The 23,749-nt window shown below is 39.6% G+C and carries 35 protein-coding genes and 1 riboswitch; of the genes, 31 read left to right on the top strand and 4 right to left on the bottom strand.

The window, feature by feature from the left end; all coding sequences use genetic code 11:
- Positions 1–31: 31 nt before the first annotated feature.
- The 4 genes from DV427_RS02860 (at position 32) to DV427_RS02845 (ending at position 4,748) form a co-directional block, all read left to right on the top strand.
- The gene (locus DV427_RS02860) at positions 32–562 is read left to right on the top strand and encodes a hypothetical protein (protein WP_162790256.1); all 531 of its coding nucleotides are present in this window, start codon (positions 32–34) and stop codon (positions 560–562) included.
- 71 nt (positions 563–633) lie between these two features.
- Entirely contained in the window at positions 634–2,133 is a 1,500-nt protein-coding gene (gene fruB, locus DV427_RS02855; RefSeq protein WP_114891226.1) for a fused PTS fructose transporter subunit IIA/HPr protein, read from the top strand.
- A 1-nt stretch (position 2,134) separates the two neighbouring features.
- Positions 2,135–3,076 (top strand): 1-phosphofructokinase, encoded by a 942-nt coding sequence (fruK, locus tag DV427_RS02850; protein ID WP_114891225.1) that lies wholly within the window; start codon positions 2,135–2,137, stop codon positions 3,074–3,076.
- A gap of 1 nt (position 3,077) precedes the next feature.
- Complete coding sequence (locus DV427_RS02845; RefSeq protein ID WP_114891224.1) at positions 3,078–4,748, top strand: fructose-specific PTS transporter subunit EIIC; 1,671 nt, start codon at positions 3,078–3,080, stop codon at positions 4,746–4,748.
- 61 nt (positions 4,749–4,809) lie between these two features.
- Here the strand turns inward: DV427_RS02845 and DV427_RS02840 are convergent, their stop codons facing one another.
- Together DV427_RS02840 and nadR are read right to left on the bottom strand one after the other, a co-directional pair.
- Positions 4,810–5,490: a metallophosphoesterase family protein gene (locus DV427_RS02840; protein ID WP_114891223.1), complete on the bottom strand. Its 681-nt coding sequence runs from the start codon at positions 5,488–5,490 to the stop codon at positions 4,810–4,812.
- Complete coding sequence (gene nadR, locus DV427_RS02835; RefSeq protein ID WP_114891222.1) at positions 5,487–6,710, bottom strand: multifunctional transcriptional regulator/nicotinamide-nucleotide adenylyltransferase/ribosylnicotinamide kinase NadR; 1,224 nt, start codon at positions 6,708–6,710, stop codon at positions 5,487–5,489. The genes DV427_RS02840 and nadR overlap by 4 nt, the downstream gene beginning before the upstream one ends.
- Positions 6,705–6,882, top strand: a riboswitch (FMN riboswitch). (Overlaps the previous gene by 6 nt.)
- 88 nt (positions 6,883–6,970) lie before the next feature.
- Between nadR and ribB the strand changes: the two genes are divergently transcribed.
- Both ribB and DV427_RS02825 read left to right on the top strand, forming a co-directional pair.
- Positions 6,971–7,618: a 3,4-dihydroxy-2-butanone-4-phosphate synthase gene (gene ribB / locus DV427_RS02830; RefSeq protein ID WP_114891221.1), complete on the top strand. Its 648-nt coding sequence runs from the start codon at positions 6,971–6,973 to the stop codon at positions 7,616–7,618.
- 91 nt (positions 7,619–7,709) lie between these two features.
- Positions 7,710–8,480 carry a glycosyltransferase family 25 protein gene (locus DV427_RS02825; RefSeq protein ID WP_240317973.1) on the top strand — a complete coding sequence of 257 codons (771 nt, stop codon included), beginning with the start codon at positions 7,710–7,712 and terminating at the stop codon, positions 8,478–8,480.
- Between the two features lie 47 nt (positions 8,481–8,527).
- On the opposite strand, the gene trmL is transcribed toward DV427_RS02825, so the two are convergent.
- Entirely contained in the window at positions 8,528–9,010 is a 483-nt protein-coding gene (trmL, locus tag DV427_RS02820) for a tRNA (uridine(34)/cytosine(34)/5-carboxymethylaminomethyluridine(34)-2'-O)-methyltransferase TrmL (protein ID WP_114891219.1), read from the bottom strand.
- 10 nt (positions 9,011–9,020) lie between these two features.
- Positions 9,021–9,602, bottom strand: coding sequence for a 16S rRNA (guanine(966)-N(2))-methyltransferase RsmD (gene rsmD, locus DV427_RS02815; protein WP_114891218.1), 582 nt, complete (start codon positions 9,600–9,602; stop codon positions 9,021–9,023).
- Positions 9,603–9,698: 96 nt separating this feature from the next.
- Between rsmD and ftsY the strand changes: the two genes are divergently transcribed.
- From ftsY to secY, 25 genes are all read left to right on the top strand, one after another.
- Entirely contained in the window at positions 9,699–11,045 is a 1,347-nt protein-coding gene (ftsY, locus tag DV427_RS02810; protein WP_162790255.1) for a signal recognition particle-docking protein FtsY, read from the top strand.
- An 18-nt stretch (positions 11,046–11,063) separates the two neighbouring features.
- Positions 11,064–11,720, top strand: coding sequence for a cell division ATP-binding protein FtsE (ftsE, locus tag DV427_RS02805; RefSeq protein WP_005635730.1), 657 nt, complete (start codon positions 11,064–11,066; stop codon positions 11,718–11,720).
- 9 nt (positions 11,721–11,729) lie between these two features.
- Entirely contained in the window at positions 11,730–12,662 is a 933-nt protein-coding gene (ftsX, locus tag DV427_RS02800) for a permease-like cell division protein FtsX (RefSeq protein ID WP_114891216.1), read from the top strand.
- 319 nt (positions 12,663–12,981) lie between these two features.
- A complete protein-coding gene (gene rpsJ / locus DV427_RS02795; RefSeq protein ID WP_001181005.1) occupies positions 12,982–13,293 on the top strand; it encodes a 30S ribosomal protein S10 in 312 nt (103 codons plus the stop codon).
- A gap of 16 nt (positions 13,294–13,309) precedes the next feature.
- Positions 13,310–13,936 carry a 50S ribosomal protein L3 gene (gene rplC / locus DV427_RS02790; RefSeq protein ID WP_114891215.1) on the top strand — a complete coding sequence of 209 codons (627 nt, stop codon included), beginning with the start codon at positions 13,310–13,312 and terminating at the stop codon, positions 13,934–13,936.
- A 15-nt stretch (positions 13,937–13,951) separates the two neighbouring features.
- Positions 13,952–14,554 carry a 50S ribosomal protein L4 gene (gene rplD / locus DV427_RS02785; protein WP_005625901.1) on the top strand — a complete coding sequence of 201 codons (603 nt, stop codon included), beginning with the start codon at positions 13,952–13,954 and terminating at the stop codon, positions 14,552–14,554.
- A complete protein-coding gene (gene rplW, locus DV427_RS02780) occupies positions 14,551–14,850 on the top strand; it encodes a 50S ribosomal protein L23 (RefSeq protein WP_005625900.1) in 300 nt (99 codons plus the stop codon). The genes rplD and rplW overlap by 4 nt, the downstream gene beginning before the upstream one ends.
- A 17-nt stretch (positions 14,851–14,867) precedes the next feature.
- Positions 14,868–15,689, top strand: a complete 822-nt coding sequence (rplB, locus tag DV427_RS02775; RefSeq protein WP_005625898.1) for a 50S ribosomal protein L2 — start codon at positions 14,868–14,870, stop codon at positions 15,687–15,689.
- 25 nt (positions 15,690–15,714) lie between these two features.
- A complete protein-coding gene (gene rpsS / locus DV427_RS02770) occupies positions 15,715–15,990 on the top strand; it encodes a 30S ribosomal protein S19 (RefSeq protein ID WP_005539416.1) in 276 nt (91 codons plus the stop codon).
- An 11-nt stretch (positions 15,991–16,001) separates the two neighbouring features.
- Positions 16,002–16,334: a 50S ribosomal protein L22 gene (gene rplV, locus DV427_RS02765; RefSeq protein WP_005625897.1), complete on the top strand. Its 333-nt coding sequence runs from the start codon at positions 16,002–16,004 to the stop codon at positions 16,332–16,334.
- A gap of 17 nt (positions 16,335–16,351) precedes the next feature.
- A complete protein-coding gene (gene rpsC, locus DV427_RS02760; RefSeq protein ID WP_005625894.1) occupies positions 16,352–17,059 on the top strand; it encodes a 30S ribosomal protein S3 in 708 nt (235 codons plus the stop codon).
- A 13-nt stretch (positions 17,060–17,072) separates the two neighbouring features.
- On the top strand, positions 17,073–17,483 hold the full coding sequence (gene rplP, locus DV427_RS02755) for a 50S ribosomal protein L16 (protein ID WP_005625890.1): 411 nt from the start codon (positions 17,073–17,075) through the stop codon (positions 17,481–17,483).
- Entirely contained in the window at positions 17,483–17,674 is a 192-nt protein-coding gene (gene rpmC, locus DV427_RS02750; RefSeq protein ID WP_005625888.1) for a 50S ribosomal protein L29, read from the top strand. Before rplP ends, rpmC begins: the two co-directional genes overlap by 1 nt.
- Positions 17,674–17,931: a 30S ribosomal protein S17 gene (gene rpsQ, locus DV427_RS02745; RefSeq protein ID WP_005625886.1), complete on the top strand. Its 258-nt coding sequence runs from the start codon at positions 17,674–17,676 to the stop codon at positions 17,929–17,931. The genes rpmC and rpsQ overlap by 1 nt, the downstream gene beginning before the upstream one ends.
- A 417-nt stretch (positions 17,932–18,348) precedes the next feature.
- Complete coding sequence (gene rplN, locus DV427_RS02740) at positions 18,349–18,720, top strand: 50S ribosomal protein L14 (RefSeq protein WP_005548786.1); 372 nt, start codon at positions 18,349–18,351, stop codon at positions 18,718–18,720.
- 10 nt (positions 18,721–18,730) lie between these two features.
- Entirely contained in the window at positions 18,731–19,042 is a 312-nt protein-coding gene (gene rplX, locus DV427_RS02735) for a 50S ribosomal protein L24 (protein ID WP_005635734.1), read from the top strand.
- Between the two features lie 17 nt (positions 19,043–19,059).
- Positions 19,060–19,599 (top strand): 50S ribosomal protein L5, encoded by a 540-nt coding sequence (rplE, locus tag DV427_RS02730; protein WP_005625881.1) that lies wholly within the window; start codon positions 19,060–19,062, stop codon positions 19,597–19,599.
- An 11-nt stretch (positions 19,600–19,610) separates the two neighbouring features.
- Positions 19,611–19,916: a 30S ribosomal protein S14 gene (gene rpsN / locus DV427_RS02725; protein WP_005625879.1), complete on the top strand. Its 306-nt coding sequence runs from the start codon at positions 19,611–19,613 to the stop codon at positions 19,914–19,916.
- A gap of 36 nt (positions 19,917–19,952) precedes the next feature.
- The gene (rpsH, locus tag DV427_RS02720) at positions 19,953–20,345 is read left to right on the top strand and encodes a 30S ribosomal protein S8 (protein WP_005625877.1); all 393 of its coding nucleotides are present in this window, start codon (positions 19,953–19,955) and stop codon (positions 20,343–20,345) included.
- 15 nt (positions 20,346–20,360) lie between these two features.
- Positions 20,361–20,894, top strand: a complete 534-nt coding sequence (rplF, locus tag DV427_RS02715; protein WP_114891214.1) for a 50S ribosomal protein L6 — start codon at positions 20,361–20,363, stop codon at positions 20,892–20,894.
- 13 nt (positions 20,895–20,907) lie between these two features.
- A complete protein-coding gene (gene rplR, locus DV427_RS02710; RefSeq protein WP_005625873.1) occupies positions 20,908–21,261 on the top strand; it encodes a 50S ribosomal protein L18 in 354 nt (117 codons plus the stop codon).
- 14 nt (positions 21,262–21,275) lie between these two features.
- On the top strand, positions 21,276–21,776 hold the full coding sequence (gene rpsE / locus DV427_RS02705; protein ID WP_005625871.1) for a 30S ribosomal protein S5: 501 nt from the start codon (positions 21,276–21,278) through the stop codon (positions 21,774–21,776).
- A gap of 6 nt (positions 21,777–21,782) precedes the next feature.
- Positions 21,783–21,962: a 50S ribosomal protein L30 gene (gene rpmD / locus DV427_RS02700; protein WP_005543631.1), complete on the top strand. Its 180-nt coding sequence runs from the start codon at positions 21,783–21,785 to the stop codon at positions 21,960–21,962.
- A gap of 3 nt (positions 21,963–21,965) precedes the next feature.
- The gene (rplO, locus tag DV427_RS02695; protein ID WP_114891213.1) at positions 21,966–22,400 is read left to right on the top strand and encodes a 50S ribosomal protein L15; all 435 of its coding nucleotides are present in this window, start codon (positions 21,966–21,968) and stop codon (positions 22,398–22,400) included.
- 7 nt (positions 22,401–22,407) lie between these two features.
- Positions 22,408–23,733: a preprotein translocase subunit SecY gene (gene secY / locus DV427_RS02690; protein ID WP_005625869.1), complete on the top strand. Its 1,326-nt coding sequence runs from the start codon at positions 22,408–22,410 to the stop codon at positions 23,731–23,733.
- Positions 23,734–23,749: the final 16 nt, after the last annotated feature.

Below are 23,749 nucleotides of genomic sequence, written 5' to 3'. Positions count from 1 at the left end.
GACGTTTTATTAACTTTAATCAGGTATGACTATGTTTAAAAAAATCTCTGTTTTATTTTTTACGTTAATGTTGGCAGGTTGTTCTTCTTGGTCATCGGTTACTAACTATATTCCATTTATGGGGAACGATAAAAAAGTGATTGATTTAGATAAAGATAAAATCGATCAGAAATCCTATGCGGCTGCTTATGAAGCGACTGTAGTGACATATAAAGGTCGCGTGAATGAAAATTTCTTTGTAGATAATTTTGCAAGTGGTGCGAATGACTGGTATTTAGGCCGTATTTTAGTTCCTGTTAAACAAATTCAGGATAAACTTTATACAGGCGGCCATGATTCTGATGTATATGCTTATTATAGCGGCGTGTTACATGCGGAAGCATTGCAAGCTAATATTAAACGTTTGAACGCAAATTGTTGGGAAAAAGTGGATTCGCAAAGCATGACTCAAGGTATTTATGATGCGATGCGTGATTTGCAAAAAGGCAAAGAGCGCGGTGAAAATGATGAATATATTGTGCAAGGTAGTGAAGCACTGCTGAAAGCCTGTACATCTAAATAATTGTTTTTCAACAAGCTGCTGGTCGATTTATTTCACCAGCAGCTTTATTTTTAAATTATTAAGGAGCAAGAATGTTAGAACTTTCGGAAAGCAACATTCATTTAAATGCTAACGCAGCTGATAAACAACAAGTGATTGAAATGGCAGCGTCCGCATTAGTTCAAGCAGACAATGTGGAAAACGGTTACTTACAAGGAATGCTAGCGCGCGAACAGCAAACCTCAACCTTTTTAGGCAATGGCATCGCTATTCCTCATGGCACCTTGGATACTCGTTCGATGGTAAAGAAAACGGGTGTGCAAGTGTTTCAATTTCCTCAAGGCATAGAATGGGGCGAAGGAAATATTGCTTATGTTGTGATTGGTATTGCGGCGCGATCTGATGAGCATTTGTCCTTATTACGTCAACTTACTCACGTTTTGAGTAATGAAGATACCGCAGCGAAATTAGCAAAAATAACCGATGTTGCTGAATTTCGTGCGATTTTAATGGGCGAGACAATTGAGCCATTTGAAATTCCTACTGCCAATATCAGTGTAGACGTAGATACCCAAAGTTTATTAACTTTAGTCGCGATTAATGCGGGGCAATTACAGATGCAAAGTGCGGTAGAAAATCGCTTTATTTCTGAGGTGATTAATAATGCGGCATTACCGCTTGGCAAAGGGTTATGGGTAACGGATTCTGTCGTAGGAAATGTGAAAAATGCCTTGGCATTTAGTCGTGCCAAAACGATTTTTAGCCACAATGGCAAAGCTGTAAAAGGCGTGATAACCGTTTCAACTATCAGTGATCAAATTAATCCAACTTTAGCGCGTTTATTAGATGATGAGGTTCAAACAACCTTGCTCAATGGTAATTCAACAGAAATTTTAACCGCACTTTTGGGTTCATCGAGTGATGTTGAAACTCAATCCGTAGAAGGTGCCGTTGTGGGAACTTTTACGATTCGTAATGAACACGGTTTACATGCGCGCCCAAGTGCAAATTTGGTTAATGAAGTGAAAAAATTCACTTCGAAAATTACTGTGCAAAATCTTACTCGTGAAAGTGAAGTCGTCAGTGCAAAAAGCTTGATGAAGATTGTTGCGCTTGGTGTAACACAAGGACATCGTTTACGTTTTGTGGCAGAAGGGGAAGATGCAAAACAAGCTATTGAAGCATTGGGCAAAGTGATTGCCGATGGCTTGGGCGAGAATGTTTCTGCGGTGCAACCATCTGAACCAGACACCATTGAGATTATGGGAGAACAAATTCACGTACTAGCGGTAAGCGAAGATCATAACTTACCGGCAAATGCCATTGAGGCTGTGTTTGTAATTAAGAACGAACACGGTTTGCACGCTCGCCCAAGTGCAGTGTTAGTAAACGAAGTGAAAAAATATAATGCCTCTGTGGCGGTTCAGAATCTTGATCGTAATTCTCAATTAGTGAGCGCTAAAAGTTTGATGAAAATTGTGGCATTAGGCGTGGTGAAAGGGACTCGTTTACGTTTTGTTGCAACGGGCGATGAAGCGCAACAGGCTATTGACGGAATCGGTGCAGTGATCAAATCAGGTTTAGGTGAATAGTATGGCAAGCGTCGTAACAATTACCTTAAATGCCGCTTATGATTTAGTCGGGCGTTTAAATCGTATCCAACTTGGTGAAGTAAATACCGTAGAAACTCTCGGCTTATTTCCTGCTGGGAAAGGAATTAATGTCGCAAAAGTGCTAAAAGATTTAGGCGTTGATGTTGCAGTAGGCGGTTTCTTGGGCGAGGATAATTCAGCTGATTTCGAGCAAATGTTTAATAAGCATGGTTTGGAAGATAAATTCCACCGTGTTGATGGCAAAACTCGTATCAATGTAAAAATTACCGAAACTGAAGCGGATGTGACAGATTTAAATTTCTTGGGATATCAAATAAACCCACAAGTTTGGCAACAATTTGTGACTGATTCTTTAGCTTATTGTTTAGATTATGACATTGTCGCAGTTTGTGGCAGTTTACCTCGAGGTGTATCTCCTGAATTATTTGCTGATTGGTTAAGTCACCTTCACCAAGCTGGCGTAAAAGTTGTGCTTGATAGTAGCAATGCTGCGCTTACCGCTGGATTGAAAGCGAAACCTTGGCTAGTAAAACCCAATCATCGAGAACTTGAGGCTTGGATTGGTCATCCATTAAATAGTCTTGAAGAAATTATTGCCGCTGCACAGCAACTCAAAGCGAAAGGCATTGAAAACGTGATTATTTCAATGGGCGCAAAAGGTTCTTTATGGATTAATAATGAAAGCGTGCTCAAAGCCGAACCACCAAAATGTGAAAATGTAGTGAGTACCGTTGGAGCTGGGGATTCAATGGTAGCAGGTTTAATCTATGGTTTTGAAAAAGGTTTATCGAAAGCAGAAACCTTAGCTTTTGCTACGGCTGTGTCCGCTTTTGCGGTGTCTCAAAGTAATGTCGGTGTGAGTGATTTGAGTTTACTTGACCCCATTTTAGAAAAAGTACAAATAACGATGATTGAAGGATAGTATGAAGTTATTTTTAACCCAATCAGATAATGTAGGCGATGCGAAAGCCTATTTATTACATGAAGTTTTTCGAGCGGCTGCGCAAAAAGCGAATGTTTCTATTGTAGAAACACCAGCCGAAGCAGATCTTGTTCTCGTATTTGGTTCTGTATTACCAAATAACCCCGCTTTAGTCGGTAAAAAAGTTTTTATTATCGGCGAAGCTATCGCCATGATTTCACCTGAAGTCACGCTGGCAAATGCCTTAGCCAATGGAGCAGATTATGTTGCACCGAAAAGTGCGGCGAGTTTTACAGGTGTTTCTAGTGTAAAAAATATTGTTGCGGTAACTGCTTGTCCAACTGGGGTTGCACATACGTTTATGTCAGCCGAAGCGATTGAAGCCTATGCGAAAAAACAAGGTTGGAATGTAAAAGTTGAAACCCGTGGTCAAGTTGGGGTGGGCAATGAAATTACTGCAGAAGAAGTCGCGGCGGCTGATTTGGTATTTGTTGCAGCAGATATTGATGTGCCTTTAGATAAATTTAAAGGTAAGCCAATGTACCGCACTTCAACAGGATTAGCCTTGAAGAAAACCGAGCAAGAATTTGATCAAGCATTTAAAGAAGCTAAAATTTTTGATGGTGGAAATAATGCGGGAGCGAAAGAAGAAAGTCGTGAGAAAAAAGGTGTGTACAAACACTTAATGACGGGCGTTTCTCATATGTTACCGTTAGTGGTTGCGGGTGGGTTATTGATCGCGATTTCCTTTATGTTCAGTTTTAATGTAATTGAAAATACAGGAGTTTTACAGGATCTTCCAAATATGTTGATGAATATCGGTAGTGGCGTGGCGTTTAAGTTAATGATTGCCGTGTTTGCCGGTTACGTTGCATTTTCTATCGCGGATCGTCCAGGACTTGCAGTTGGTTTGATTGCGGGGATGCTGGCAAGTGAAGCGGGTGCAGGGATTCTTGGCGGTATTATTGCTGGTTTCTTAGCGGGCTATGTGGTGAAAGGGCTGAATGTGATTATTCGATTGCCAGCAAGCCTGACTTCATTAAAACCGATTTTAATTTTACCGCTCTTAGGTTCAATGATCGTTGGTTTGACGATGATTTACCTCATCAATCCACCAGTTGCTGAAATTATGAAAGAGCTAAGTAATTGGCTTACTTCAATGGGCGAAGTGAATGCGATTGTGTTAGGCGCAATTATTGGTGCAATGATGTGTATCGATATGGGCGGACCGGTAAATAAAGCAGCGTACACTTTTTCGGTTGGATTGATTGCATCACAAGTTTATACGCCAATGGCTGCGGCAATGGCCGCGGGTATGGTTCCTCCAATTGGTATGACAGTTGCGACTTGGATTGCTCGCAATAAATTCACCGTTAGCCAACGCGATACGGGGAAAGCGTCATTTGTTCTTGGTTTATGTTTTATTTCTGAAGGTGCATTACCATTTGTGGCAGCAGATCCAATTCGAGTCATTATTAGCTCTGTGATTGGTGGTGCCGTGGCTGGTGCGATTTCAATGGGATTAAATATTACATTACAAGCTCCACACGGCGGGTTATTTGTCATTCCATTTGTATCTGATCCGTTGAAATATCTTGGTGCAATTGCGATTGGTGCTTTATCAACAGGTGTGGTTTACGCCATTATTAAATCGAAAAACAATGCGGAATAATACCGCACTTTAAATGTAAAAAAGCCGATTCGGATGAGTCGGCTTTTATTTTGGACTAGATTTATTTTTCACGATCGTCGATGGTTTGCAGCAAATAATTTCCCTCTGCATCAGCAAGACTGCGGAAACCTACATTCGTGATTTTGTAGGGATACTTTGTTCGATAAGTAAAGTTTTCGTGATGATGTCCGTGGAATACTTGCTTAACCCCCATCTTCATTGCCAAATCATTGATTACTTGGAAACCCATCGGATGTGGTTTAGGGGCTTCGTGACAAATCAACACATCAGCCTGTTGGTTTTCTAAGATTTCAATATCTGATGGGAAAATTGACGTGCGATGACGCAAAGGCACACCTCCTCGCCAGATTTTCTCTTGTGGGCTATATTGACAATAATGAATAGGATCAAAAAACATGGGGCGATTTGGTGGCATCCAAATTTGCCCGCGGAATACACCGCCTAATCCTGCAATGCGGGTTCCTTGAATATCAACTACGCGATTGTGTAAATTGCGTGATTGCCATTCAGAGCCCCAAATCGCATCAAAAGCACTAATTGTTTTGCTATCATGATTTCCATGAATAAACCAAATATCACAATGTCGAGCAAGTTTATCCAACTCATCCGTTGTGGTGAGCTGTAAATCGCCTAAAATTATGAGGGCGACATTCTCCTGTTCGCTCACAAAAGGGTAAATATGATCGTAGCTTCCGTGTGGATCACCGGCAAATAAGATCATTGATGTTTTCCTTTTATAACAAATGGACTATTTTGCAATTCACTGATTTCTTCTTCATTTAACACTTTCTCAATGACTGCTTTCACTTGGTTATAGCGATCAAGATAACTTGGCGATTCAATCTCTATATAAGGAACTTTATATTTATCTAACAGTTTTTTGAGTAGTTGTTGAAATTGTTGGCGTTGCTTTTGTGAACCTAAACTTCGCAAGCCATCATCCACCCATTCAGTATTGTTTTTCAGCAAAATGGTGACGTCGAAGGGATACTCTTTAATCATTGAGTCTAAAAATGGATGGGCTTTTCCTTCATACTGAATGCAGAACGCTTGCGTGGTGATGAAATCCGTATCAATAAATGCAATTTTATGTGCATGGCGCACGGCATAATCAATGTATCGTTGATGACCAAGTGCCATTTGCGGATAGTCAGAATATTGCATAGCCTGCTCATTACCACCGAGCTTTTCAAATACAAATTCACGCCCGTATTCCCACGCGGAAGTGGTATTAAATACGGCGGCTAACTTATTAACGAGTACGCTTTTACCACTGCTTTCTCCCCCTAAAATCGCCACAGTTTTGGCAAAGAAAGGGCGAACTTCTTTCGGAATAAATTTCCAATATTGGAATGGTGTGGTACGAATTTTTGTGGCGGACACATTAAAGAAAGTGCGGTCAGGATCGACTAACGATACTTCTAAACCTAAGTATTTTTCGTAAGGAGCTTTATCTTGAGGTTCGCTACTAAATACGATTGAAGGTTCAAAATGCTTTTCATTAAATAGCGTTTTAACTGCTTCACTCCAAGATTGCCAGCCGTTTGGATAACTCGGAATACCGTCTTCAACCAAATGATGAATAAAAATCTGATTTTTCTGATATTTGAAAATTTGTTGCATCCAACGCAAACGATCTTGCACGGTCGGCATACGTTTCATTTTACTATCGTAAAATAATTTCAAATCGCGCTCTGTATCACTACACACGATAACGTGTAGTTCATCGACTTTACTGAACGCTTCATAAATCATATTTATATGACCTGTGTGTACGGGATAAAATTTCCCGAAAATGACACCGACTTTTTTCTCTTTTGCTTTTGACATAATCCGCTCTTGATAGCGTAAGAATTGAGTGCGTTTATTGTAGGCTAAATGAAAATATTTTTCACGTTCTGATTTAGTGCCTAAGTATTTTGCGCTATACTTAGCGCGCATTCTCAGGGCAGGGTGAAATTCCCTACCGGTGGTAAAGCCCACGAGCGTTTAAAAGTGCGGTCAATTTTTGGCAAATTTTCCCTGCTAAATTGTCCTGATTTTTACTTTTAAAGTCAGCAGATTTGGTGAAATTCCAAAGCCGACAGTAAAGTCTGGATGAAAGAGAGTAAAACGAGTTGGGTTCCCAAATCGTTCATTTTATTTGCATTTCTCAGCCCTGATTCTGGTATTTAATTGAAATCTCAAATTAGGAAATTACTATGAATCAGTCAATTTTATCTCCATTCGGCAATACCGCTGAAGAACGCGTACTTAACGCAATTAATGCCTTCAAAAATGGAAATGGCGTATTAGTTTTAGATGATGAAGATCGTGAAAATGAAGGCGATTTAATTTTCCCAGCTGAAACAATCACACCAGAACAAATGGCAAAATTAATTCGTTATGGCAGTGGCATTGTTTGTTTATGCATTACCGATGAACGTTGCCAACAACTCAATTTACCGCCAATGGTAGAACACAATAATAGCGTAAACAAAACGGCTTTTACTGTGACGATTGAAGCCGCGAAAGGTGTTTCTACAGGTGTATCTGCTGCAGACCGAGTCACAACCATTCAAACCGCGATTGCAGATAATGCAGTTCCAACAGATTTACATCGCCCAGGTCATGTTTTCCCACTTCGTGCAGCAAATGGTGGCGTACTTACTCGTCGCGGGCATACTGAAGCTTCTGTTGATTTAGCGCGTTTAGCAGGATTTAAACATGCAGGTGTGATTTGTGAAATCACGAATGACGATGGCACAATGGCTCGCGCCCCTGAGATCGTAGAATTTGCGAAAAAATTTGGTTATTCCGTGCTAACCATTGAAGATTTAGTTGAATATCGTTTAACTCATAATATTTAGCATCAAGAAGTGCGGTGAAAATTTCTATGATTTTTCACCGCACTTTTTATATTATACTGTTCCACCTTTTTATTTATTTGGGTTACTTATTATGCATAATACAGATCAGCACAATTACGTTATCAGTTTAACTACTGAACAAAAACGCCGAAAACATATTACCGAAGAATTCTGTAAGCAGAATATTCCTTTCGCATTTTTTGATGCTATCACGCCTGATCTTATTGAAGAAACCGCTAAAAAATTTAATATTACATTAGATCGTTCTCCTCAAGCCAAGTTATCAGATGGAGAAATTGGTTGTGCATTAAGTCATATTGTCTTGTGGAATTTAGCCTTAGAGAACAATTTAAACTATATCAATATTTTTGAAGATGACATTCATCTAGGAGAAAATGCCAAAGAATTATTAGAAATTGATTATATTTCTGATGATATTCATGTTTTAAAATTAGAAGCAAATGGCAAAATGTTCTTTAAAAAACCACAATCTGTAAAATGTGATAGAAATGTTTATCCCATTACGGTAAAACAATCAGGATGTGCTGGATATACTGTTACAGCGAAAGGGGCTAAATATTTGCTTGAATTAGTAAAAAATAAACCACTTGATGTGGCGGTTGATTCCCTTGTTTTTGAGGATTTTTTACATTTCAAGAATTATAAAATAGTACAACTTTCACCTGGTGTTTGCGTTCAAGATTTTGTATTACATCCAGATCATCCTTTTGAAAGCAGTTTAAAAGAGGGGAGAGATAGAGTACACGGAAATCAACGTAAGTTTTCTATTTTAGAAAAAATAAAAAATGAATTTGGTCGAGTGAAAATAAAAATGTTCGGAAAACAAGTTCCATTTAAATAACAAAAGAGCGGTTAAAAATCTTATTAAATTTTAACCGCATTTTTTGTTTATTTTACTTCTGGTAAATTTACTGCACCTTCATAGCCTAATTGTCGCCACGCTTCATAAACCGTTACTGCGACAGAATTAGACAAGTTCATACTGCGGCTATTGGCCGTCATTGGAATACGGATTTTTTGTTCCATAGGCATCTCATTTAAAATTGACATTGGTATGCCGCGAGTTTCGGGGCCAAACATTAAATAATCACCAAGTTCAAACTTCACCTGGCTATGAGCTGGACTGCCTTTTGTTGTGAGTGCAAAGAGACGTTTGGGGTTTTCGCTTTCTAAAAAGGCTTCAAAAGTTTTGTGACGTTTGATTTCCGCAAATTCGTGATAATCCAAACCTGAGCGGCGTAAGCGTTTATCATCCCAGGTGAAACCTAGTGGTTCAATTAAGTGCAAGCGAAATCCTGTATTGGCACAAAGGCGAATAATGTTACCGGTATTTTGTGGGATCTCTGGTTCATATAAAACAATATCTAACATAATTTTTTCTCTAATTCTGATATAAACGATAACTCACCATTCCCGTCGTTTTTTCTTTCAATAACGTCCAGTTTTCAGGTGTGATGAGCGGTTTGTCTTTCTCTGTTTCTACGTAAATTAACGCATTGGGTTTTAGCCAATTATTTTCACAAAGCAAGTTAATTGCTTGTTCTGCCAAATTAAAATGAAAGGGTGGATCTAAAAACGCCACATCAAAGTGCGGTTGATTTTGTGGCTGTTTTAGAAAATCCAAACTACTTTGATTAATCACTTCGGCCTGTTCTGATGAGCATTTGAGCGTTTGTAAATTCTTTTTTAATTGATTGGCGATGGTTTTATCTAATTCTAAAAAAGTAACTTTTTTCGCTTGGCGAGAAAGTGCTTCGAAACCTAATGAACCACTCCCCGCAAATCCATCTAAACATTCAGATTGGTGGATATAAGGCATTAACCAATTAAAAAGCGTTTCTTTCACTCTATCGCCAGTCGGGCGTAAGCCTTCTGAATTTAACACTGGAAGTTTTCGCCCTCGCCATAGCCCAGCAATAATGCGAACCTCGCCCTTTGTATTTGGCGTTTGTATTTTTTTCATAAAGATTCGATTTTTATTGAAAATTGTGCTTAGTTTAGACGATTTTTTGCTAGAATAAACGACATTTTTATCGGATTACAGTTAAGAGAGCATTTTATGGCTGAAGAAAATAAAAAAGGTGGATTTTGGGCATCGTTATTTGGGCGTAATAAAAAGCAAGATGAACCTAAAATTGAACCGACAATTGAAGAAGAAAAGATTACAGATATTGAGCCGTCTATTGAAAAACCTGAAACTCATGATTTAGTTGAAGAGCTGTATGAATTAGAGACAGTAGAAAGTGCGGTGGATTCTGAGCCGTTTTTAGTAGAAAGCATTGAAACGAATGAAATCGTTGAAGAAGAAAAAATACAGGAAATTTCAACCGCACTTGAGCCAGTCGAAGACATCATCGAATTAAAAAATTTAGAAGATGACTTTCCGATTACAGAAACCGTGGTTGAATCTGAAATTGTTGAAGATATTAAAAATGAGCTTCAGCCTGTTGTTGAAATTGAAACTCGAGAAAAGCCAAGTGAAGGGGGCTTTTTTAGTCGTTTAGTTAAGGGATTACTGAAAACTAAACAAAATATTGGCGCGGGTTTTCGTAGTTTTTTCTTAGGAAAGAAAATTGATGATGAGTTGTTTGAAGAATTAGAAGAACAACTTTTGATTGCGGATATTGGCGTGCCGACAACAAGTAAAATCATCAAAAATTTGACTGAACATGCAAGCCGAAAAGAATTACAAGATGCTGAGCTTTTATATCAACAATTAAAAGTAGAAATGGCGGATATTCTTGAGCCAGTGGCGCAGCCTCTTGTGATTGATACTACGAAGAAACCTTATGTAATTTTAATGGTGGGCGTAAATGGCGTGGGTAAAACGACGACAATTGGTAAGCTCGCACGTAAATTTCAGGCTGAAGGAAAATCAGTGATGCTCGCAGCAGGCGATACTTTCCGTGCTGCGGCTGTTGAGCAGCTTAAAGTTTGGGGCGAGCGTAATCATATTCCAGTTGTTGCGCAAAGCACTGGGTCTGATTCTGCATCGGTGATTTTTGATGCGATGCAATCAGCGGCTGCACGCAATATTGATATTCTTATTGCGGATACAGCGGGTCGTCTACAAAATAAAAATAACTTAATGGACGAACTGAAAAAAATCGTTCGTGTTATGAAAAAATATGACGAAACTGCACCACATGAAATTATGCTTACGCTGGATGCTGGAACGGGACAAAATGCCATTAGCCAAGCGAAATTATTTAATGAGGCTGTCGGTTTAACAGGGATCTCTCTAACAAAATTAGATGGTACGGCAAAAGGCGGTGTGATTTTTGCCATAGCCGATCAGTTTAAGTTGCCTATTTGCTATATCGGTGTAGGCGAGAAAATTGAAGATTTACGTGAGTTTAATGCCAAAGAATTTATTGAGGCACTATTCGTTCATGAAGAAGAATAAAAAGAATAAGGAAAAATTGTGATTAAGTTCTCAAATGTTTCTAAAGCCTATCATGGCGCAACACAGCCAGCGTTACAAGGCTTGAATTTTCATCTTCCAGTGGGAAGTATGACTTACTTAGTTGGGCATTCAGGCGCAGGGAAAAGTACATTACTCAAGCTTATTATGGGAATGGAAAAAGCCAACGCGGGTCAAATTTGGTTTAACGGACACGATATTACTCGCTTGTCAAAATATGAAATTCCATTTCTGCGTCGCCAAATCGGTATGGTTCACCAAGATTATCGTTTATTAACAGATCGTACGGTGGTGGAAAATGTGGCATTGCCATTGATTATTGCAGGTATGCATCCAAAAGATGCGCATACACGTGCTATGGCATCTTTAGATCGTGTAGGATTGCGTAATAAAGCACACTATTTGCCACCACAAATTTCTGGCGGTGAGCAGCAACGCGTTGATATCGCGCGTGCGATTGTGCATAAACCTCAGCTCTTACTAGCAGATGAACCAACGGGTAATTTAGACGATGAACTTTCTTTAGGCATTTTTAATTTATTTGAAGAATTTAATCGCCTCGGAATGACCGTGTTAATTGCTACTCACGACATTAATTTAATTCAACAAAAACCAAAACCTTGTCTTGTGCTTGAACAAGGTTATTTACGTTATTAAGGAATAATCATGAGCCGACCAACGGATGCATCCTTTTTTGTTCAAACAGCCTATACTTTGCGTGCAGTATGGGCGGATTTATGGCAACGTAAATTTGGCACGCTGCTCACGATTTTGGTGATTGCTGTTTCTCTGACGATCCCAACAGTGAGCTATTTAATGTGGAAAAATTTACATTTAGCGACCACTCAATTTTATCCTGAAAGTGAATTGACGATTTATCTTCATAAGAATTTAAGTGAAGAAGATGCGAATTTAGTGGTAGAGAAAATTCGTCAACAAGAAGGGGTGGAATCACTGAATTATGTTTCTCGCCAAGAAAGTTTAAAGGAATTTAAAAGCTGGTCTGGCTTTGGCGAAGAATTAGAAATTTTAGATGATAATCCATTACCTGCGGTCGTTATGGTAAAACCGACAAGTGAATTTAATGTTTCAGAAAAACGTGATGAGTTACGTACCAATTTAACTAAAATTAAAGGGGTACAAGAAGTTCGTTTGGATAATGATTGGATGGAAAAATTAACCGCACTTTCTTGGTTAATCGCCCATGTGGCAATTTTCTGCACTGTATTAATGACGATAGCGGTATTTTTAGTTATTGGTAACAGTATTCGCTCTGATGTGTATAGTAGCCGATCAAGTATTGATGTGATGAAATTGCTTGGTGCAACAGATCAATTTATCCTTCGTCCTTATCTTTATACGGGGATGATTTATGCCGTGTTAGGCGGGTTAGTTGCAGCAATTTTTAGTAGCTTTATTATCAATTATTTTACTTCTGCAGTGAAATATGTAACGGATATTTTTGCCGTTCAATTCAGTTTGAATGGATTAGGCGTTGGGGAATTTGTATTCTTATTAGTGTGCTGTTTAATTATGGGATATGTTGGTGCGTGGATTGTAGCAAAACGACATATCACGCTATTAGATAACCATCATTAATTTTAATATGTGAAGTGCGGTGATTTTTCTAAGTGTTTTTCGATGAGAAAATACGACGATAAATGAGCGCACTTTTTATTTGCTTTGAATAAATCCCTTGCAATTTGTTTAACTTTTGTGTAGTATCTGCAAGCTTTCAATATGAAAGCCGTTTAATGTAATCATTTATTAAACGAGCATGACGATATGTCACGCTAAACAATGTTTCCGATTTGGAGACTATATAACAGGTAACTTGCACCTCCTTTTCTATTTTGAAGTTAGAATTGTGATTGGTGTTAGTTTTTTATTAGCTAAATTTTATTGGAGCTCTGGTCTAATGCAGAACCAAAGAATCCGTATCCGCTTAAAAGCTTTCGATCACCGTTTGATCGATCAATCTACAGCGGAGATCGTAGAAACAGCTAAACGTACTGGTGCACAAGTTCGTGGTCCAATTCCTTTACCAACTCGTAAAGAGCGTTTCACCGTGTTGATTTCTCCACACGTAAACAAAGACGCACGTGACCAATACGAAATTCGTACTCACAAACGTTTAGTAGATATCGTAGAGCCAACAGAAAAAACTGTTGATGCATTAATGCGTTTAGATTTGGCTGCCGGCGTGGACGTGCAGATCAGCCTAGGTTAATTAAGAGGTTATTACAATGATTGGTTTAGTCGGTCGTAAAGTTGGTATGACCCGTATCTTCAATGAAGACGGTGTTTCTGTACCAGTTACCGTTATCGAAATCGAAGCCAACCGCATAACTCAAGTTAAAACTCTTGAAAACGATGGCTATACTGCAGTTCAAGTTACTACTGGTTCTAAAAAAGCGAATCGTGTAACTAAACCTGAAGCAGGCCATTTCGTGAAAGCAGGTGTTGAAGCTGGTCGCGGTTTATGGGAATTTCGTACTGAAGGTGAAGAATTCACTTTAGGTCAAGAAATCAATGTTGACATCTTTGCAGATGTTAAAAAAGTAGATGTTACCGGTACTTCTAAAGGTAAAGGTTTCCAAGGTGGTGTTAAACGTTGGAACTTCCGTACTCAAGATGCGACTCATGGTAACTCTTTATCACATCGTGTACTTGGTTCTATTGGTCAAAACCAAACTCCAGGTCGTGTGTTTAAAGGTAAAAAAATGGCAGGACATTTAGGTGCTGAACGTGTAACTGTTCAATCACTTGAAGTTGTTCGTGTAGATGCTGAGCGTAAATTGCTATTAGTAAAAGGTTCTGTACCTGGTGCTATCAATGGCGATGTTATCGTTAAGCCAGCAGTTAAAGCATAAGTCTAGGAGATAGAGATGGAATTACAAGTTGTAGGTGCAAACGCACTAACTGTTTCTGAAACTACCTTCGGACGTGAGTTTAACGAAGCGTTGATCCACCAAGTTGTTGTTGCCTATGCAGCAGGTGCGCGTCAAGGTACTCGTGCGCAAAAAACTCGTGCTGAAGTGTCTGGTTCAGGTAAAAAACCTTGGCGTCAAAAAGGTACAGGTCGTGCTCGTGCTGGTGATATCAAATCACCAATCTGGCGTTCTGGTGGTATAACCTTTGCGGCTAAACCACAAGATCACAGTCAAAAAGTGAACAAGAAAATGTACCGTGGTGCTATCAAAAGCATTCTTTCTGAATTAGTTCGTCAAGACCGTTTGGTTGTTGTTGAAAAATTCGAATTAGATGCACCAAAAACTAAAGTTTTAGTACAAAAATTAAAAGATTTAGCCGTTGAAGATGCGTTAATTATCACAGCAAGCTTAGATGAAAATCTATTCTTAGCAGCGCGTAACTTATATAAAGTTGACGTACGTGATGTTCAAGGTATCGATCCAGTTAGCTTAATCGCTTTCGATAAAGTGATTGTTACTGTTGATGCTGTGAAACAAATTGAGGAGATCCTAGCATGAGTCAAGAACGTTTGCTAAGCGTGCTACGTGCACCGCACATCTCTGAAAAAGCAACTAATAATGCTGAAAAATCTAACACTGTTGTACTTAAAGTTGCTTTAGATGCGAACAAAGCTGAAATTGCTGCTGCTGTTGCTCAATTATTTGAAGTAAAAGTTGACTCTGTTCGTACCGTGGTTGTTAAAGGTAAAACTAAACGCCGTGGTAGCAAAATGGGTCGTCGCAGCGACTGGAAAAAAGCTTATGTAACTTTAGCCGAAGGCCAAAACTTGGACTTCGTGGACAGTGCAGAGTAATCGGAGGAAATTAGAGAATGGCTATCGTTAAATGTAAGCCGACCTCCGCTGGTCGTCGTCACGTTGTTAAAATCGTGAACCCTGAATTACACAAGGGTAAACCTTACGCACCTCTTCTAGATACTAAATCTAAAACTGGTGGTCGTAACAACTATGGTCGTATTACTACTCGTCACATTGGTGGCGGTCACAAACAACACTACCGTTTAATCGATTTCAAACGTAACAAGTTAGACATCCCAGCGGTTGTTGAGCGTTTAGAATATGATCCAAACCGTTCTGCTAACATTGCTTTAGTGCTTTATAAAGATGGCGAACGCCGTTATATCTTAGCACCTAAAGGCTTGTCAGTAGGCGATCAAATCCAAGCTGGCGTAAACTCACCAATTAAAGTGGGTAACTCATTACCAATGCGTAATATCCCAGTTGGTTCAACAGTACATAACGTTGAATTAAAACCAGGTAAAGGCGGTCAAATCGCTCGTTCTGCTGGTGCTTATGTACAAATCATCGCACGTGAAGGCAACTATGTAACTTTACGTTTACGTTCTGGCGAAATGCGTAAAGTATTAGCTGAATGTGTTGCAACAATCGGTGAAGTTGGTAACTCAGAACATATGCTTCGCGTATTGGGTAAAGCTGGTGCTAACCGCTGGAGAGGCATTCGCCCTACAGTTCGTGGTACTGCAATGAACCCAGTAGATCACCCACACGGTGGTGGTGAAGGTCGTAACTTTGGTAAACACCCAGTAACTCCTTGGGGCGTTCAAACCAAAGGTAAGAAAACTCGTCACAACAAACGTACTGATAAATATATCGTACGTCGTCGTGGCAAATAATAGATTAAATTAAAGAGGATTAGCCATGCCACGTTCTCTCAAGAAGGGTCCTTTCCTTGACCTACACTTGTTGAAGAAGGTAGAGAAGGCGGTGGAAAGCGGGGATAAAAAACCAATCAAAACTTGGTCCCGTCGTTCAATGATCATTCCATCAATGATCGGATTGACCATCGCAGTCCATAATGGTCGTCAGCACGTTCCTGTTTATGTATCTGATGAAATGATCGGTCATAAGCTTGGTGAATTTGCACCGACTCGTACATACCGCGGTCACGCGGCAGATAAGAAAGCTAAGAAATAAGAGGTAAATAGATGGAAACTATCGCAAAACATCGTTACGCTCGCACTTCTGCCCAAAAAGCTCGCTTAGTTGCCGATTTAATTCGTGGTAAAAAAGTTGCGCAAGCGTTGGAAATCTTAACTTTCACTAACAAAAAAGCAGCAGCTTTAGTGAAGAAAGTTTTAGAATCAGCTATTGCAAACGCAGAGCACAATGACGGTGCAGATATCGATGATCTTAAAGTTGCTAAAATCTTCGTTGACGAAGGTCCTAGCATGAAACGTGTTATGCCACGTGCTAAAGGTCGTGCAGATCGTATTTTAAAACGTACTAGCCACATTACTGTGGTTGTGTCAGATCGTTAATAAGTAGAGGAATAGCAATGGGTCAAAAAGTACATCCACATGGTATTCGCCTAGGTATTGTTAAACCTTGGAGCTCTACTTGGTTCGCGAATACACAAGACTTCGCTGACAATCTTGAAGGCGATTTCAAAGTACGCAAATTCTTAAATAAAGAATTAGCAAATGCTTCAGTTTCACGTATTACTATTGAGCGTCCAGCTAAAAGTATTCGTGTAACTATTCACACAGCTCGTCCTGGTATCGTAATCGGTAAAAAAGGCGAAGATGTTGAAAAATTACGTAACGCAGTGTCTAAAATCGCTGGCGTTCCTGCTCAAATCAACATTGCTGAAGTGAAAAAACCTGAATTAGATGCGAAATTAGTTGCAGATAGCATCGCTTCTCAATTAGAACGTCGTGTAATGTTCCGTCGTGCAATGAAACGTGCGGTACAAAGCGCAATGCGTTTAGGTGCTAAAGGTATCAAAGTTGAGGTTAGCGGTCGTTTAGGTGGTGCAGAAATCGCACGTTCAGAATGGTATCGTGAAGGTCGTGTACCTCTACATACTCTTCGTGCGGACATCGATTATAACACTGCAGAAGCTCACACAACTTACGGCGTAATCGGCGTTAAAGTGTGGATCTTCAAAGGTGAAATTCTTGGTGGAATGGCTGCCGTTGCGCAATCAGAACAACAACCTGCCGACAAGCCTAAAAAGGCTCCTCGCGGTAAAGGTCGTAAGTAAGGAGAAACGCTAAATGTTGCAACCAAAACGTACAAAATTCCGTAAAGTTCACAAAGGCCGCAACCGTGGTATCGCGGGCGGTACTGAAGTTAGTTTCGGTACTTACGGTTTAAAAGCAGTTGGTCGTTGTCGTTTAACCGCTCGTCAAATCGAAGCGGCACGTCGTGCAATGTCACGTGCAGTAAAACGTCAAGGTAAAATCTGGATTCGTGTATTCCCAGATAAACCAATTACTGAAAAACCATTAGAAGTCCGTATGGGTAAAGGTAAAGGTAACGTTGAGTACTGGGTAGCCTTAATCCAACCGGGTAAAGTGCTTTATGAAATGGATGGTGTGTCTGAAGAAGTAGCAAGAAACGCATTTGCATTAGCAGCTGCTAAATTGCCAGTTAAGACCACTTTCGTAACTAAGACGGTGATGTAATGAAAGCTCAAGATTTACGTACAAAAAGTGTTGAAGAGCTGAATGCTGAATTAGTAAACCTTTTAGGTGAACAATTCAAGTTGCGTATGCAGACAGCCACCGGTCAGCTTCAACAAACCCATCAGGCTAAACAAGTGCGTCGTGATATTGCACGTGTAAAAACTGTATTAACCGAAAAGGCGGGTGAGTAATGACTGATAAAATTCGTAGCGTACAAGGTAAAGTTGTTAGCGACAAAATGGAAAAATCTTTCGTTGTTGCTATTGAACGTAAGGTAAAACACCCTTTATATGGTAAATTTATCCGTCGTACAACTAAATTACACGTACACGATGAGAACAATGAAGCCAAAGTTGGTGATACCGTAGAGATTCGCGAATGTCGCCCTCTATCAAAAACCAAATCTTGGACTTTAGTTCGTGTTGTTGAGAAAGCAGTTATTGCTTAATTAACAATATTAAATTAAAACCCCAGCCGCATAAGCGGTTGGGGTTTTATTTTTTATTTAATAATACTAGTCTTTTATGATATAGCCTTCTACCAACTATTGACAAATATTCAAAAGCAAAAATAATTGATATGTACGGTTTTCAGCTAGGATACATGAAATTAGGAAAGGATAACCAATTTAGATAAATTTTAGTTTATATTAATGAATAGAAACCTCATTGGTTTTTAATTTGTCTAAAGTGCGGTAAATTTTAACTGGATTATTTAGTAAATAGGTTAAGAGGAGAAAGGTAAATTATCATTGCCTTTCTCTTTTTCTTTTGATAGAATCCGCCACCTATCCGCCATTCTATCCGAGTAGTGCGGATGGGTTCGTCCCGAAAGGGTGTTTTTTTAATCTTAACGGAGCACTAATATGATCCAAGAACAGACTATGCTGGATGTTGCTGATAATTCAGGCGCTCGCAGCGTAATGTGTATCAAGGTTCTAGGTGGATCGCACCGTCGTTATGCTGCGATTGGTGACATCATCAAAATTACTGTAAAAGAAGCAATTCCACGCGGTAAAGTAAAAAAAGGTGATGTATTAAAAGCAGTTGTTGTGCGCACCAAGAAGGGTGTTCGTCGCCCAGATGGCTCAGTTATTCGTTTCGATGGTAACGCTTGTGTAATTTTAAATAATAACACTGAGCAACCAATCGGTACTCGTATTTTTGGACCGGTGACTCGTGAACTTCGTTCTGAGAAATTCATGAAGATCATTTCTTTAGCTCCAGAAGTACTGTAAGGGGAATGTAATGGCTGCTAAAATCCGTCAAAATGATGAAGTAATTGTTCTTACTGGTAAAGATAAGGGCAAACGTGGCAAGGTAACTAAAGTGTTACCAAACGGTAAAGTGTTTGTTGAAGGTATCAACATTATTACTAAACATGAAAAACCAGTTCCTGCATTAGGAAAAGCTGGTGGTTTAGTGAAAAAAGAAGCTGCAATTGACGCTTCAAATGTTGCGATTTTCAATCCTAAAACAAATAAAGCTGACCGTGTAGGTTTTAGATTCGAAGACGGCAAAAAAGTACGTTTCTTCAAATCTAACAATGAAATTATCTAACAAACTGGAGTAATGCGATGGCGAAACTGCATGATTACTACAGAGATCAAGTAGTAAGCGAATTAAAAAATAAATTCGGCTACAAATCTGTCATGCAAGTCCCACGAATCGAAAAGATTACCCTGAATATGGGTGTGGGTGAAGCATTGACCGACAAAAAATTGCTAGACAACGCAGTGGCGGACTTAGCAGCAATCAGCGGTCAAAAACCTTTAGTAACTAAAGCTCGTAAATCTGTTGCTGGCTTTAAAATCCGTCAGGGATATCCAATCGGTTGTAAAGTAACACTACGCGGTGAGCGTATGTGGGAGTTCTTTGAACGTTTAATTACAATTGCTGTTCCACGTATTCGTGACTTCCGCGGTTTAAGCGCGAAATCATTCGATGGTCGTGGTAACTATAGCATGGGTGTGCGTGAACAAATCATCTTCCCTGAAATCGATTACGATAAAGTAGATCGTGTACGTGGTTTAGATATCACTATCACAACTACTGCTAAGAATGATGAAGAAGGTCAAGCACTACTTGCTGCCTTTAATTTCCCATTCCGTAAATAAGGCAGGTTATAATGGCTAAACAATCAATGAAAGCACGCGATGTAAAACGCGTTAAATTGGCTGAAAAATTCTACGCAAAACGTGTTGAATTAAAGAAAATCATTTCTGATGTCAATGCCTCTGATGAAGATCGTTGGGATGCAGTGTTAAAGTTACAAACTTTACCACGTGATTCTAGCCCATCTCGTCAACGTAACCGTTGCCGCCAAACTGGACGTCCTCATGGCGTTTTACGTAAGTTTGGTTTAAGCCGAATTAAGGTTCGTGAAGCTGCAATGCGCGGTGAAATCCCAGGCCTTAAAAAAGCGAGCTGGTAATATACCACTTTATTTTGGAATCGGAGAAAAAGTACAATGAGTATGCAAGATCCAATCGCAGATATGCTGACCCGTATTCGTAACGGTCAAGCTGCGAACAAAGTTGCAATCAATATGCCTTCTTCCAAGCTAAAAGTGGCAATTGCCAACGTATTAGCTGCTGAAGGTTATATCGAAAGCGTAAAAGTTTTAGAAGGTGCTAAACCTGAATTGGAAATTACTTTAAAATATTTCCAAGGCAAACCAGTTGTAGAAAGCATCCAACGTGTAAGTCGTCCTGGTCTTCGTATTTACAAACGTAAAGATGAATTACCAAAAGTTATGGGCGGTTTAGGTGTTGCAGTTATTTCTACATCTAAAGGTGTTATGACTGACCGCGCTGCTCGTCAAGCAGGTTTAGGCGGTGAGATCATCTGTTATGTAGCTTAATAGAGAGGTAGGAAAATGTCTCGTGTTGCAAAGGCACCTGTTAATATTCCTGCCGGCGTTGAAGTTAAACTCGACGGTCAGCTATTAACAGTAAAAGGTAAAAATGGCGAGTTATCTCGCAAAATTCATGAATCAGTTGAAGTAAAACAAGATAACGGACAATTTACGTTCACTCCACGTGAAGGTTTTGTTGAAGCAAATGCTCAATCGGGTACTGCACGTGCATTGGTTAATGCAATGGTTATCGGTGTTACTGAAGGTTTCACTAAAAAATTAGTATTGGTGGGTGTTGGTTACAGAGCTCAACTTAAAGGCAATGCAATTGCATTAAGTTTAGGCTATTCTCACCCAATAGAGCATACTTTGCCGGCAGGTATTACTGCAGAATGTCCATCTCAAACCGAAATCGTGTTGAAAGGTGCAGACAAACAGTTGATCGGTCAAGTTGCAGCAGATATTCGTGCTTATCGCCGTCCTGAGCCTTATAAAGGTAAAGGGGTACGTTACGCTGATGAAGTGGTACGTATCAAAGAGGCTAAGAAGAAATAATTAAGGTAACACTATGGATAAGAAATCAGCTCGTATCCGTCGTGCAGCTCGTGCACGTCATATGATGAGAGAGCAAGGTGTAACTCGTTTAGTTATTCACCGCACTCCACGTCATATTTATGCACAAGTTATTGCACCAAACGGTTCAGAAGTGCTTGCCGCTGCTTCAACTGTTGAGAAAGCAATTCGTGAGCAAGTAAAATACACCGGTAATAAAGATGCTGCTGCTGCAGTAGGTAAAGCTGTTGCAGAACGCGCATTAGCAAAAGGCGTTCAAGCTGTTGCTTTTGATCGTTCCGGTTTTAAATATCATGGTCGTGTCCAAACTTTAGCGGACGCTGCACGTGAAGCTGGTCTACAGTTCTAATGAGGTAAATTGAGATGTCAAACATCGAAAAACAAGTTGGTGAACTGCAAGAGAAGCTAATCGCAGTAAACCGTGTATCAAAAACTGTAAAAGGTGGTCGTATTATGAGTTTCACTGCATTAACTGTGGTGGGCGATGGTAATGGCCGAGTAGGTTTTGGTTATGGTAAAGCACGAGAAGTTCCAGCAGCGATCCAAAAAGCAATGGAAAAAGCACGTCGTAATATGATTAACGTTGCTTTGAATGAAGGTACATTACAGCATCCAGTTAAAGGTGTTCATACTGGTTCACGTGTATTTATGCAACCAGCAAGCGAAGGTACAGGTATCATCGCTGGTGGTGCAATGCGTGCAGTATTGGAAGTTGCAGGTGTACGCAATGTTCTTTCTAAAGCGTATGGTTCTACCAACCCAATTAACGTTGTTCGTGCAACTATTGATGCATTAGCAAACATGAAATCACCAGAAATGGTTGCTGCAAAACGCGGTAAAACTGTTGATGAAATCTTGGGGTAATGAATAATGGCTAAAACTATTAAAGTAACACAAGTTCGTAGCTCAATTGCTCGTTTACCGAAGCATAAAGCTACCTTGCGTGGTCTTGGTCTTCGCCATATGCACCACACTGTTGAGTTAATTGATACGCCTGCAGTACGTGGTATGATTAACCAAGTTTCATACATGGTTAAAGTGGAGGAGTAAGAGATGCGTTTAAATACTCTATCTCCGGCTGAAGGTTCAAAGCATAGCGCTAAACGCCTCGGTCGTGGTATTGGTTCAGGTTTAGGCAAGACTGGTGGCCGTGGTCATAAAGGTCAAAAATCTCGTACTGGTGGCGGTGTTCGTCGCGGTTTCGAAGGTGGTCAAATGCCGTTATACCGTCGTTTACCAAAATTTGGTTTTACTTCAATGAAAGCTGCAGTAACTGCAGAAGTTCGTTTGAATGAGTTAGCCAAAGTTGAAGGTAATGTAGTAACCTTAGAAACATTAAAAGCAGCAAATATCTTAACTAAAGATATCCAATTCGCTAAAGTAGTTTTAGCGGGTGAAGTGAAATCTGCAGTAACAGTTCGTGGTTTGCGTGTAACTAAGGGTGCAAAAGCAGCAATTGAAGCTGCTGGCGGTTCAGTTGAGGAATAATTAGCAAATGGCTAAACAACCAGGTTATCAAGCAAGAAGTACTAATAGCGGTAAAGGTGAATTAAAAAGCCGATTACTTTTCGTTTTAGGTGCGCTTATCGTTTACCGAATTGGTTCTTTCATTCCGGTTCCTGGTATTGATGCGGCTGTGCTAGCTCAATTAGTTGAACAACAAAAAGGCACCATCATTGACATGTTTAATATGTTCTCTGGTGGTGCATTAAGCCGTGCATCTATATTAGCATTAGGTATTATGCCGTATATCTCGGCATCTATTGTAATTCAGTTGCTTGCAACGGTTTCTCCTGCTTTAGCAGAATTAAAGAAAGAAGGTGCTGCTGGTCAACGTAAAATTTCTAAGTATACTCGGTATGCGACAGTTGTTTTTGCAACCATTCAGGCAGTAGCTATTTCAACAGGTTTACCAAATATGTTACCTGGCTTAGTGCCAAATGTTGGATTTGGTTTTTACTTTACTTCAGTTGTTAGCTTAGTCACTGGAACTATGTTCCTCATGTGGTTAGGTGAACAAATTACTGAAAGAGGTATTGGTAACGGTATTTCAATTCTTGTTTTTGGCGGTATCGTAGCTGGTTTACCATCAGCTATACTTCAAACTATTGAGCAGGCTCGTCAAGGACAAATGCATCCATTAGTGCTTCTTCTGATCGCAGCTATTGTATTTGCAGTAACTTATTTCGTTGTTTTTGTTGAAAGAGGACAGCGCAGAATTCGCGTTGAATATGCAAAGCGTCAACAAGGTCGTCAAATTTTAGGTGGTCATTCGACACATTTACCATTGAAAGTAAATATGGCAAACGTAATGCCGGCAATTTTTGCCTCAAGTATTATTTTATTTCCAGCAACCTTAACTCAATGGTTTGGACAAAATGATAAGTTTGAGTGGTTAAATAACTTATCTATGTTGTTGAATCCTGGTCAGCCTCTTTATTTACTTGTTTATGCTGTAGCAATTATTTTCTTTAGCTTCTTTTACACAGCAATGCAGTATAATCCGCGAGATACAGCAGATAATCTAAAAAAATCTGGTGCATTTATTCCAGGAATTAGACCAGGGGAACAAACCTCTCGTTATATTGATAAAGTTATGACTCGTCTTACACTGATTGGCGGTCTTTATGTAACGTTTGTGTGTTTAGTTCCTTATATTATGACATCGGCTTGGGATGTTAAATTTTACTTCGGTGGAACATCTCTTTTAATTGTAGTCGTTGTAATTATGGATTTCATCGTGCAGGTTCAGAGTCACTTAATGTCGTCTCAGTATGAATCTGCGTTGAAAAAAGCAAACCTTAAAGGTTTTGGACAATAATTGTTCATTTAGTAGA

It is taken from the genome of Haemophilus haemolyticus, from assembly GCF_003351405.1.
Classification (GTDB): Bacteria; Pseudomonadota; Gammaproteobacteria; order Enterobacterales; family Pasteurellaceae; genus Haemophilus; species Haemophilus haemolyticus_N.
The sequence above is the reverse complement of the archived record's forward strand: the minus strand, read 5'-3'. Positions and strand labels throughout refer to the sequence as shown.